This is a genomic window from Streptomyces sp. CB01635, assembly GCF_002803065.1.
In the GTDB taxonomy this organism is placed as follows: Bacteria; Actinomycetota; Actinomycetes; order Streptomycetales; family Streptomycetaceae; genus Streptomyces.
Window position 1 is genome coordinate 42,818 of the sequence record NZ_NNBL01000044.1, and the last position, 11,508, is coordinate 54,325.

An 11,508-nucleotide genomic window follows, 5' to 3' on the forward strand; every position below is an offset into this window, starting at 1 on the left:
TGTTCGTATGACCATCACTTCGCAGGCCCGCTCGTTCGACACGGCCGCTGCCAGCTACGCTGCGAACCGTCCTTCGTACCCGTCCGAATTGCTCGACGCGGTCGAGGAACTCACCGGCTCCCCCTTGAAGGGTGCCCGGGTCGCCGACATCGGGGCTGGCACCGGACTGGCGACGACGCTACTCCGGGCTCGCGGTGGGAGCGTTATCGCGGTCGAGCCCGGCCCGGGGATGGCCGCGCAGTTCCGTCTCAGCCTGCCCGACGTCCCCCTTGTGATCGGGGACGGCAACAACCTTCCGCTGGCCTCCGCCTCCATCGACGTTCTCACATACGCCCAAGCCTGGCACTGGACCGACCAGCGCAAATCCGTCCCGGAAGCTCTCCGAGTCCTGCGCCCCGGTGGTGCACTCGCCCTCTGGTGGAACGACTCCGACAGCACCGTTCCGTGGATTGCCGACCAGGACGCGCGCTTGCGCCGACTTTTCGGTGCCGACGACAGCCCTCACGACCCCACGGCCCGGTTCCGCGAACTGCCGCCCGAGCTCGGCTTCGGGCACCGGCACGTGCCGTGGACCCGGAGCGTTCCTCTCGACATGCACCTCGCCAACCTCGCCAGCTACTCCGACTTCCTCGTCCTCGGAAAGGAAGCGACGAACACCTTTATTGCCAAGGAGCGCGACCTCCTGGCCAAGGTGTTCCCGAACCGGATGGTCGAGGAGCACTACGTAGCCAGCTTGGCTGTCGCCACCTGTTGACACGGCGCTACGACACGTTGGCGACCGCCAGCGGACAGAGGTGCCGTCAATTCTCGTGAACAATCATGGCGAGGCTGGGCACTGACTGCTGCTCAATCAGACCGACAAACGCTGTCGCTGGAAGTAGACGAAGCCAACCTCATGGCGGCTGTCGTGCAACTACGCTTTCAGTGTCTGATGGGGCGCGGCTGACAAAGGGTGGGGCTTTGGAGGTTTCCAAGGGGACTGTGATCGCTGGACGCTACCGGCTGGCCGAGCGTCTGGGTGGCGGCGGCATGGGTGAGGTGTGGAAGGCCAGGGATCAGCGGCTGAGGGTTGATGTCGCGGCCAAGCGCCTGATCCTGGACCCGCATGCCACCATTGAGGAGCGCCGGACCGCCCTTACCTACGCGGAGAAGGAGTCCCGTCACGCCGCTGCCCTGCGAGCCCATCCCAACGTCGTCGCCGTCCACGACGTGGTCGAGGACGACGACGGGATCCCGTGGACGGTGATGGACCTGGTCACCGGGCGCTCCCTGGCACAGGCCGTCGCTGCGGGCGAGCGCTTCGAACCTGACCACGCCGCGCGGATCGGCCTACAGGTCCTCGGTGCTCTGGCTGCGGCGCACGCGATCGGGATCACACACCGGGACGTGAAGCCCGGGAACATCATGTTGGCTGACGACGGCAGCATCCTGCTGGTCGACTTCGGGATCGCCAAGCATCACGCGGACACCAGGATCACCCGGACGGGTTTGGCGGTCGGCACGGTGGAGTACATGGCTCCCGAACGGTTCGACGGCGATGACGGGCCGACCGGGGACCTGTGGGCTCTGGGCGTGACCCTGTACGAGGCCGTCAGCGGCATATCACCGTTCCGCCGTGACTCGCTGATGGCCACGATCCAAGCGATCGGTAGGGACGATCTGCCCCGGCCGGCATCGGCTGGTTGGATGGCCGAGCCCATCATGCGCCTGCTGGACAAAGAAGCTCACGCCCGCCCCACCACCGCGCAGGCGAAGGCCCTGCTGGAAGACGGCCAAGATTCAGGCACCGCGGCCCCGGCACCCGAACCACCTGCGCCCCGGCCGCCGCTCTCCACCGCGCAGGGTGAACTGTTTGAGCGCGCCATCCAGATCGCCGAATCCATCCGGGACCCGGATGAAAGAGAGAGTGCGCTTTACAGCGTGGGCGTCTCCGCTCCATCGCTCCGCGAAGAGATCATGCCTCGTCTGTCCGCGGAGAACCGCCTTGGGCTGCAGTTGGAACTGGCCCTTGAGGCGGCCGACGCCGTCTTGGCCCGACGTCTTCTCGACCAAGCCGGAGCGCTCATCGCGCTGATCCCCGACCCCGAAGAGCAGGCAGCGAGCCATCAGCAGCACATCATAGATATGAGCAGAGCGGCTGGGCTGCTGTCCAAAGTCGACCCTGCTGGGGCCCGTCAGCTGATGGAGCAAGTCGAGTCGGCCGCCCACACCCTGCCCCCCAACCCCGACTACACATGGGTCCTGCCTGATCAATTGGTGGAGATCGCCAAGCAGGGCCGCGACGCGGATCCGCACGCCTCCCGGCGCCTGATCAACCTCGCCGAGCACCGCGCACTTGGCCTCGACGAACAAGAGGACAGGAACTGGGCACTGGGAAGAGTCAGTGCGGGGGTGGCGCCAGTCGACCCCGACCGGGCCGAACGCCTCATCGGCATGATCACCGAGCGGTACGAACAGGTCCACTCATGGCAGGAATCCATCGAGGCAGCGGTCTCGGCCGGCTGCGGACATGTGCCGGACCTGATCGACGCGGCTGAGCTGGCCCTTGTCGGACCGGCGCGGGCGGCCATGCCAACCTCTGCCACACCATCGATACCCGTGCCAACCGTTGCGGCACCGGCACAGACTGAGGAGCGCACCTCCGGTTGGTGGCGGCGCCTGCGCAGAACCCGCCAACCCGATCCGATGGATGCCGACCTCGAAGAACTCATCGAAGAACTCGAGACAGAGGAGGAAGAGGACAGCACCAGTGATCTCGTGGGGATCGCGGTCGCCGCAGCCGCAGCCGACAGCTCCCGGGCCGAGCGCCTCGCGTCGCGGATCACCACTCACGCCGCTCGGGCCAAAGCGCTGACCGGCATGGCAGGCCAGGTGGCCGCCTCCGACCCCGCCCAGGCACGGCAGTGGCTCGCAACCGCCCACGAGGCAGCGCTTGGGATCCCGAAGGGCCCCTACAGCGGACGCCCTGAAGCCTTGGGAGCGGTCGCCGCAGAGGCCGCGGACCTCGACCACGACCTGGCCACTGGGGTCACCCGACACCTCGTCTCCAGCCTCGGAAAGCACGTGGAGGTGTGGACGCTGGTCATCGTCGCTGAGTACATCGCCGCCGTCGATCCGGCCCAAGCGGTGCGACTCGTCGACCAAGCCGAATCGCGCACCGAGCCTCTCGATGCCGGGCCACGGCGGCACCTCGCCTTGGCCTTGGTCACCGCCGCCGTGGCGCTGGCCGACACGGATCTGCAGTACGCGAAGAGCTTGGTACGACGGGCCTGGCAGGCAGTTCACCGACCACCCGAAGTCGAGGAGTACGTCGAACTGACGTGGTGGCCTCTCCGAGCCCTGGCTGTCAGAGATCTGCACACCGCCGAGCAACTCCTCGACCAGCTGCCCAGCTCCGACCAAGAGCCGCTGCTGACCCACGTCGTCTCAGAGCTCATGGAGTCCGATCCACGCCGCGCCGAGCAGGCAGCCCAGCGAATCACCGATGACACCGCTCGCAAGCAGGCCCTGGTCCAAGCCGCACTCGCCATCGCCACAAACGCCCAAGGGTGTAGTTCCGTTGAAGAGAAACCTTGACCTACACCTACCTACGGTCGGCTCCTCGGTAGGTGACCCTCCTCGGCCGCCGCGGCCGGCGGCTGCCATCCGGCACGCCGTCGGCGATCATCGCGTTTCAGCAGCCGCTTCCCGCCTACTGAAACGCCGGGGCGCTGCCACCGGGCCCAACCACCGGACCTGGCAAAGCGCCTGGCCGACTCTTCCCTTCAGAGGAGCTGCACCCTTCGTAGGATTAGACGGCGCGGTGAGGAGCCGCGGATCACCAAGAGGACGGCAAGCCCTTACCAGCGCATGTCGAGCTGGTCGAGTTCGGCCCGGCGCTGCTTGGTGAGTTTGTCGGCTCGACGGCGTGTGTTGGCGAGGAACATCCCCAGCTGCACGAGCGCCCCGCCTGCGCCGTCATCCTGGCCGTTCGTGCCGCCCCCGGCTCCCTCGACCCCGGCCGGGACTTCTTCGACGTGCTTCCTGGGCACGTTTAGATGCCCCTCCCGGGCGTGGAAGCGGCGGGCAGCCGCCAGGTTGAGGTTCCATTTATCGTCCTGTGTCCGGCGTACCGGCCGCTCCGCCTCTTCGATGCCCAGGACGCTCTCCAGCAGCCACTGCTGCGCCACCCCGAGCCTGTCCCACCCCAACCGCTGCGCCTGCACCCACGCGCCGAGGTCTTCGCCCTGCACGACCAGGACACCGGGCCCGTGGGGGAGTGTGCCGCCGGCATCGATGTGGCTTTTAGCTGTAGGAAAGGGCTTGGGTTCGCGGGGGCGTAGCAGACGTCGATCTGTCGTCTGGCCTGGGGTGTTGGGGTTCACTCGGTCGGTTGACCTGGCTCGGGATGCTTCAGGATTCCTGAGGGTGGAGCGGTATCCAGGAAGAGAGGGAGAGAGCCAAACGGGGCTGGGGGAGGGGTGGTGGGTGTGGCGTTTCGGGTGGTGCGTTCCTTGTCCGACCCGGAGGCCGACCGGGCTTCGGGGCATCTGGGGCTTTAGAGGGAGTTGGTGGACCGGTTCGCGTTGGCGGGGATGGGAGCCGGGGTTCACGGACCGGTCGGTAGCGGATGACCGTGTGACGCTCACGCAGTTCGCAGTGGTCCCCTGCAGGCTGGAGGGCTGGTCTCCTCGACGTGCAGCGGATGCGTGACGCTTTGCGTGCGTTCTTCACCCGGGAGGGTAGTGCGCAGGCGTGGGGGAGCAGTTGGCTGGCAGGGGACGTTGTCGTCGCTTTCGGCCTGGCCCGATCGAGGGGCCAGTTCCGGGTGTCTTATCCGACCTGCGGACGTTGCCGGGAACCTTCTTCGCGACGACTCTCTTTTCTTGTTCGATCTCGAATCAACAACACCGCGTTGTTCAGAGCCCGGTCGGGGGCCACCGAAAGGACACGCGATGTTGCTGCATCAAATCGCCTCCGCACGCATCGACTTCACCAAGGAGTCCCTCGAGGGCGCCCGCGCCCGTGTCGGAGAGCTCACCGACTTCTCCCGGCTGCTGCCCGCTGCTGACTCCATGCAGGCGCTGCTGGAGTCACTGGCCCGTTCCTGCCACCGGACACCCCCAGGTTCTCTTCCAGCTCCACCCCGGTCCCACCGTCCGGCAGGCCCTCCAGGGTCGTGCCGTTGCCCACGACGACGATGCGGGCGGCCGGTTCGTCCTGCTTGGCCAATCGACCCCAACAGGGCCAGCAGCTCAGGCATCCGGTCGCCCATGGTCAGCACGGCGACACCCACACGGGGCCGGGTCACGACCACCACATCCTCACGGCCGGCGATCAGGTGAACGGCGAGCGTACTCCAGCCAAACCGAACCGCCGCCCCAGCGAGAAAGCCCCTGGCTTCCGGCCATTCTGTGCGGTGCGACGACCATGGCGACCTGGCCTTTCACCTCCTCGAGACTAGTCGGATTCACACCTATTCGAACTGATTGGAAATCTTCACGAGGCGCCACAGCCCCCATGACCTGCACACATGGCATTCACTCCATGCATACAGGTCGGGCACGTCTCAAACACGGTCAGTCAAGTGGCCTTGCCCCGTTGCTTAGGCGAAGCTGCTCCCGGCCCACAAGGCCCCCGACCCTCCTGAAGGAGCCCTCATGCGCACGAACATGCGCTTCGCCGCCACCGCAGCCACCGCCACCGCCCTGATCGGCGGAGCACTCATCGCGACCTCGGTCACCGCCACCGCGGCGCCCGCCAGTCTGTACGCACCCTCGGCACTGGTCCTGACCGTCTCCCAGCCCGGCGGATCGACCGACACCGCAGCTCGTGCCGTCACACTGAGCTGCATGCCCGGCGCGAGCGGCACCCATCCCAACCCCGCCGCGGCCTGCGCCGACCTGCGCGCCGCCGATGGCCGGCCTGACTCCCTGCTCTCCACCACGCACGGCCAGGCCTGCACGAGACTGTGGTCCCCCATCACCGTCACGGTCGACGGCGTCTGGCAGGGCACCCGCACCTCCTGGAAACACACCTTTGCGAACTCCTGCGAAATGAACAACACCGTCGGGCAGAGCAGCCTCCTCAACTTCTGACCTCAGCGGCACCTCTGGGGGCCGGGCAAACGGCCCCCAAAGGGACGTGCCCCGTGGGCGCAGATCCCCGTGGATGAGTAGCCTTTGCCTGCCACGCACCAGGTTCCCCGCGTGGCAGGCAAAGGCATATCCACGGCACAGCCGGACGCACGGGTCGAACGGGGCAACCGGACGCGGCAGGCGGTGCTGAGCCCAACAGTCGAGATCGTGTCCGTGGAGGGGCTGCAGGCGCCGCCTCGGGCGGAGCTCGAGGTGCCGTCCCTCGTCCAGCAGCTCTCCGGCCACCGAGACCTCGCTGGGCTCCGCACGCGGGGAACCGACGACCTTCAGCATGTCCGGCCACTGCGTGATCACCTTGTTCAGGTTCACGCGATTACGGGCCAGATCATCCCTGGATGCGGAGGGGATCTGCCGGCTGTGCCGCAGACAGGCCACCCTGCTCCACCGCGATAACCGGGCCGCATCCTGGGAAGAGGTCCGTGCGGGCGGGCAGCAGCTCTACATCACCGGCCTCTTCCGCAACTCCGTTTTCACCCCCCGACACCTCCCGCCACGCCCGCACCGGGGACCACGCCGCCATGCTGGTCGGCCATGGTCCCTACCTGGTCGACCGCATCGACGGAGGGCTGCACCAAATTGGAGCGGTCTCCGAGGTTGAGGGAGCCTGGGAGGCTGACTCCGCGTTCGCATCCGCGGGCTGGCCGTCCGCACCCCTTTGGACGATCTACACGATGAGATACGCGAAGCTGCCGCCGTGCGTGGGCACATGCAAGCGGTACGCATCCTGCGCCGGAGACTGCCGATGCTGTCTCCATCGCAGGCCCTCGAGTACGTGAGTGCGTTGCTTCAGGCCGATGCCCCGGCTCACCTTGTGGCTGTCGCCGTGGAACAACTCATCGAACCCATGAACCCAGTGCTCACCGTGCAGACCACCCACCAGGGAAGGCTCGGCTAGTGGATCTGACTCACGACGGTTGACTTCTCCATTGGGAAGCTACGGGGCGGCCCGCTTGCCGCCCTGGTACTCCAACGACGCGGTGGGACGATGAGATCAGGGACCCTGCCGAGCCCCCAGTCACCTTGGTCGTAGCGAGCGGGTCTTGACGCTCATGAACTTCACGGACATCCCGGCCGGGCCCCGTCCGCGATCAAGTAGTCCGAACCTGGCGCACGCCACGCCGCCACTGCGACGCCGTCCTCACGGCGACCGATTGCTCGCGGCCACCAGCAGAAGTGAGCACTGTAGTTGGCCGGACAGGCCAACTGCGGTGCACAGTCACACTCGCAGCCCACATCGCCCCGCGGAGGCGCGTGAATGAGCGCTGTGGTTGGCGCCCGGTCGGGCCGGCTGTGGTCCTCGGGCGTGCGCCTTCTACGCTCGGTGTTCGACGCGGCGGCCGCCGTGAACGGGAGCAACGGGGGAGAACGTGATGGGTGCGGGCCGGCGCAGGCTGTGGCAGACGATGGCCGTGGGCGGGATCGGGCTGAGCCTGTACGCGGGCATGCTGACCGTCGACGACATCCGTGACCGGGCTTCCAGCGAACGTGACATCGCCGCGGCCTGCGACCACCTGGTGTCGGGGGCGCAGGTGATGGACCTACAGGGCGGCATGGTCCGAGCGAAGTCCAGCGACTACGACGAGTACCGGCTCGATGCACGGCATCCGAGCGCCTGCACCATCTACAAGGTGAGCGGCTCGCACCGAACCACCGACCTGTTCCGGCTCATCGTCGCGAGCAGCGACGACTCCGAGCCGGTGAACGTGATCGGCGACAGGGGCTCCCCGTTCCTCACCACGACGGACGGCCACCAGCCGAAGGACGACGTCACCGCAGTCGCCGACCGCGAGCCTGAGGCGTGGCCGCTGGGCGACGGCACGCTGGGCTCATACATAAACTTCCGCACCACCATCCGTGCCGAGTGCGGCCCCGGCAGCGGCAAAGCTGCGCCGAGGCTGCTGAACGTCACGGCCGTGGCCCGGTACCCGGAGGTCCCCGCCGAGGACCTCCGGCGCCTGGCCCACATAGCTCGCTCGGCCACGCAGCAGCTCACCCGACGGATCGGCTGCCGGACCCAACTACCGGCCCTGCCCGACCAGATGACCGCGGTCCCCTCGAAGCTGCGCCCGGCCGCCTCGGCCACCGGCTCCTGCCGCTGGGCCGACCACCTGGTCAAAGAACAGAGGCAGGGCCGGCTGCCCGACCGCGCTCTGACGATCCCCGCCCGTGAGGCGAACCCCGCCGAAGGCTGCCTGCTGGCGGTCAGCCCCGGCCGGGTCCGAGCCATCGCCGACGGCCTGGATCCCGATCAGCGCGACTACGCCGACGGCGCGCTCACACACTCGCCCTGGTGGCTACGCACGGTGTCCTACTTCGGTGCCGAGGCAGAGTCCGTGGGCTACGACGACATCGGCGACACCGTGATGCTCAAGCCGGGAACGGCGGGAGGCAAGGACGGCACCTGGTGGGCGTCCTCGATCTGCGACGGCAAGCCCGCCCTGCACACCCTCAGCACCGACCACATCTACGACGACATCCTCGGCCACAAAGCGCTCAGCTCCCTGTTCCGCGCCTACGTCGACGACATCACCACCCGACGCGGCTGCACCCACGTCACCTATCCCGCCGCCAAGGACTTCCGCGACTTGTGACCGCCCCAGAGTCCGGTGCACCGGGAGCCTCAACCCCCGTCCGAGGGGGAAGCAGAGTTCACCCGTGGCGGAGTGGCTGGCCTGCGCGTGCCACCGGCCCGAGCTTCACGGGCCTGGCTGTGACTGAGCGCCGTAGTTGGCCCGTTCTGTAGGACGAAACAGCGCAGGCCGCCCGGCCGCCACGGGCGAAGGTACCCGGGCCGGGCAATCGCTGCCACTACCTGGCGACACCACTTTGTGGTGGCTAGTGTGGTGTCATGTCGATTACGCCGATCACCCTCCGCGTCCCTGACGAGCTCGCGCCCGCGATCAAGCAGGCGGCCAAGGCGGCCGGGCTGAGCACCAACGCGTACATCGTCCGCGCCGCCCGCCGCGCCGCGACCCTCGACGCCGGGCACCAGCTCGCCGCGCTCGGCCTCGGCCAGGACCTGGCGGGCGAGGGCGACACCCTGTGACCCGAGAGATCAAGCGCGGGGACGTCTGGTCCCTGCCCGACGAGCGCCACGTCCTGGTCGTCTCCCTGTCCGGCCTCGACGAGGCGTACGGAGCCGTCCTCGGACTCGTGCTGCACCCCGCCGGCCGCTACCCCGACACTGCGATGTCCGTCGGCATCGACACCCCGATCCCCTGCACCGCAGTCGCCGTGAACCTCCAGCAACTGCGCGCCGTCCGCTTCGCCGAGGCGACCCACCAAGGCACCGTCGACCCCGCCACCATGGCCCGCGTCGACCAGGCCCTACGCGCCGTCCTCGACCTCTGATCGGCAGCCGCTGTACGCCCTGGAGACCTCTCTAGGATGGCCTTAGGCATGGAATAGCCCCCTCCGGAGAAGGGGCCGTTCATGCTGTTTCTGCAAGCCCTTGGGTCCGCACGGTCTGGGTAGCCAGCTGATGGCCGGTCTGCTGCAGCAGACCGGCCGCGCCCCCGTGCGCCGCCTCCTGGCTGCGCCGACCGCGCCCCACCCACGTCACCCAAGCCCGCTGCGCCTGCCGCGTGGGCGCGTAGTCGTCCCACCACATCCACACGGCCAGTGGCACTTGTGCGAGCGCATTCAAGTGCGCGATCTAGCGCCGCTTGTCGAGCGGCAGGAGCCGTAGCCGGCGCTGGTTGACGCTGTGCTCGGCCTTCTGCGAGCCGCGCCAGGGTGCGCAGGGCCGGAGCAGCCGGAAGATGACGGTCGGACGGCCCGTAGTCGTGCCGCCCGGAGTGTTGTCCGGGGTCTTCCCGGCCGGTCGGCCGAGGTACCGGTCCGGTGTGGCGCCGGTCCGGTGTGATGCGCAGCTGTTGTCGGTGGCCTCGTCCCTCGTGTGGTCAGGACTGCTCGCGGCAGCCCTCTTCGGTGCACTCGAGAGTGACGAGGGTCTGGTCGACCTGCTGGCTGGTCAGAGGAGGTTCGGGCAGTTCGTGGGCGCCCTCGGTGCGGAAGGCGTCGAGCATCAGGTGGAGGTGGCGGCGCCAGGCTTGGGGAGCGACGGTGCGTGTTGCCTGGATGATCCCGGCCTGGGACCAGATCACGAAGGCGATGTCCTGCGCGGTGACGTCGCTGCGCAGGACGCCCTGTTCCTGGGCGTTGCGCATGATCTGGTTGCAGAGGTCCTTGGTGCGTTCGAACATCTCGCGGCCGGCCACGTGAAGGGGCAGTCGTGCCGAGACCAGGTCGTTGAAGGCGCGGTCGCAGGCCTGCAGCTTGCAGAGATTCTCCAGGTAGCGGCAGAACCCCTCCCAGGCGTCGTCCATGGCCGCGGCTTCTTCTGCAGCGGTGAGCAGTTCCGCGTACTTCGCGTTGAAGAGCGTTTCGACGAGGTCGAGCCGGGTGGGGAAGTGGCGGTAGAGCGTGCCGATCGCGATGCCGGCCTCGCGGGCGATGCCCTCCAGGGACGCCCCAAGACCCTGCTCGGAGAAGGCCGTGCGGGCGGCGGCCACGATCGCGTCCCTGTTGCGCTGTGCGTCACGGCGCAGGGGTTTCGTCGGAGTCTCCTTCGCGGACGGGGCGTGGTGGTGGCTCATGGCTCGAGCGTAACATGAGGCCCCCCTCGAATTCGGTTGTTGTCACGTTTCCGATCGCAATCTCGCCCCTCCGACGTGCTGTGATGAGCTTCACCGCAAACATGAGGCACCCCTCGGGTACGGTGGCAGAGCCGAATGTGAGGCACCCCTCCGGATGACCTTGCGGCAAGCCGACTGACCCGGGATTTCCGGATCTCGGTTCACATAGAAGCGGCGGCCGCCAGCTCGGCGAAACCGCGGCAGTCTCGCAAGGGAAATGACCATGAACAGCATGACCAAGCGCGTCTCGATCGCACTCGCCACCACGGCACTGGCCGGCGGAGCCCTTCTCGGAGCCGGCGGCTCGGCGTCGGCAGCCACGACTGCGGTTCCCGTGCAGCACACGCAGTACGTGTCCGCCACCTCCGCGACCAGCAGCGAGCAAGCCGGCCACCACACGGATGACGACCACCGTGGGCGGGACACTGTGCGCTACGTACGGGCTGCGGACCACGAGGGCGAAGCGGCCTCGTGGCGCGGTGTCAGTGCTGCCCGCTGGTACGAGGACCAGGTCGACGCGGTGGCCTCGTGGCGCGGTGTCAGCGCCGCCCGCTGGTACGAGGACCAGGTCGCCGAAGCGGCCTCGCGGCACGGTGTCAGCGCCGCCCGCTGGTACGAGGACCAGGTCGTGTGGTCCCTGAACCACAGCTGACGCGGCCCGAGCCGCCCCACTCCGGCAGGGCCGGGGCACCCGCGTCGAGTTCCATCCCCTCAACCAAGCCCAGGTCCCCCGA

At 68.0% G+C, this 11,508-nt stretch carries 9 protein-coding genes and 1 pseudogene; 7 read left to right on the plus strand and 3 right to left on the minus strand.

The annotated features are described in order from the left end of the window. Positions 1 to 7 precede the first annotated feature (7 nt). A complete protein-coding gene (locus CG723_RS44000) occupies positions 8 to 754 on the plus strand; it encodes a class I SAM-dependent methyltransferase (protein ID WP_100599179.1) in 747 nt (248 codons plus the stop codon). 206 nt (positions 755 to 960) lie between these two features. Next, positions 961 to 3,576, plus strand: a complete 2,616-nt coding sequence (locus CG723_RS44005; RefSeq protein ID WP_159032695.1) for a serine/threonine-protein kinase — start codon at positions 961 to 963, stop codon at positions 3,574 to 3,576. 263 nt (positions 3,577 to 3,839) lie between these two features. Here CG723_RS44005 and CG723_RS48450 read toward each other — a convergent pair whose 3' ends face one another. Next, positions 3,840 to 4,232: a helicase associated domain-containing protein gene (locus CG723_RS48450; RefSeq protein ID WP_234374851.1), complete on the minus strand. Its 393-nt coding sequence runs from the start codon at positions 4,230 to 4,232 to the stop codon at positions 3,840 to 3,842. Between the two features lie 850 nt (positions 4,233 to 5,082). Continuing rightward, positions 5,083 to 5,290 (minus strand): annotated as a pseudogene (locus tag CG723_RS48455) (glycosyltransferase family 2 protein); the annotation flags it as partial. Positions 5,291 to 5,639: 349 nt separating this feature from the next. On the opposite strand from CG723_RS48455, the gene CG723_RS44020 reads away from it, so the two are divergent. From CG723_RS44020 to CG723_RS44040, 4 genes are all read left to right on the plus strand, one after another. Then, complete coding sequence (locus CG723_RS44020; protein ID WP_100599182.1) at positions 5,640 to 6,077, plus strand: SSI family serine proteinase inhibitor; 438 nt, start codon at positions 5,640 to 5,642, stop codon at positions 6,075 to 6,077. Positions 6,078 to 7,507: 1,430 nt separating this feature from the next. Next, positions 7,508 to 8,728 carry a hypothetical protein gene (locus tag CG723_RS44030; protein ID WP_100599184.1) on the plus strand — a complete coding sequence of 407 codons (1,221 nt, stop codon included), beginning with the start codon at positions 7,508 to 7,510 and terminating at the stop codon, positions 8,726 to 8,728. A gap of 257 nt (positions 8,729 to 8,985) precedes the next feature. Beyond that, the gene (locus CG723_RS44035; RefSeq protein ID WP_234374852.1) at positions 8,986 to 9,183 is read left to right on the plus strand and encodes a YlcI/YnfO family protein; all 198 of its coding nucleotides are present in this window, start codon (positions 8,986 to 8,988) and stop codon (positions 9,181 to 9,183) included. After that, positions 9,180 to 9,488, plus strand: coding sequence for a hypothetical protein (locus tag CG723_RS44040; RefSeq protein ID WP_234374853.1), 309 nt, complete (start codon positions 9,180 to 9,182; stop codon positions 9,486 to 9,488). Before CG723_RS44035 ends, CG723_RS44040 begins: the two co-directional genes overlap by 4 nt. Before the next feature lie 551 nt (positions 9,489 to 10,039). On the opposite strand, the gene CG723_RS44050 is transcribed toward CG723_RS44040, so the two are convergent. Continuing rightward, positions 10,040 to 10,735, minus strand: coding sequence for a TetR/AcrR family transcriptional regulator (locus CG723_RS44050; protein ID WP_100599186.1), 696 nt, complete (start codon positions 10,733 to 10,735; stop codon positions 10,040 to 10,042). 262 nt (positions 10,736 to 10,997) lie between these two features. On the opposite strand from CG723_RS44050, the gene CG723_RS44055 reads away from it, so the two are divergent. Next, entirely contained in the window at positions 10,998 to 11,426 is a 429-nt protein-coding gene (locus CG723_RS44055; RefSeq protein WP_159032696.1) for a hypothetical protein, read from the plus strand. Positions 11,427 to 11,508 lie beyond the last annotated feature (82 nt).

Excerpts from the sequence above, each read along its gene's own strand:
- CG723_RS44000 (WP_100599179.1), top strand. The coding sequence starts at position 8 with ATGACCATCACTTCGCAGGCCCGCTCGTTCGACACGGCCGCTGCCAGC.
- CG723_RS44020 (WP_100599182.1), top strand. The coding sequence starts at position 5,640 with ATGCGCACGAACATGCGCTTCGCCGCCACCGCAGCCACCGCCACCGCC.
- CG723_RS44030 (WP_100599184.1), top strand. The coding sequence starts at position 7,508 with ATGGGTGCGGGCCGGCGCAGGCTGTGGCAGACGATGGCCGTGGGCGGG.
- CG723_RS44035 (WP_234374852.1), top strand. The coding sequence starts at position 8,986 with ATGTCGATTACGCCGATCACCCTCCGCGTCCCTGACGAGCTCGCGCCC.
- CG723_RS44050 (WP_100599186.1), bottom strand. The coding sequence starts at position 10,735 with ATGAGCCACCACCACGCCCCGTCCGCGAAGGAGACTCCGACGAAACCC.
- CG723_RS44055 (WP_159032696.1), top strand. The coding sequence starts at position 10,998 with ATGAACAGCATGACCAAGCGCGTCTCGATCGCACTCGCCACCACGGCA.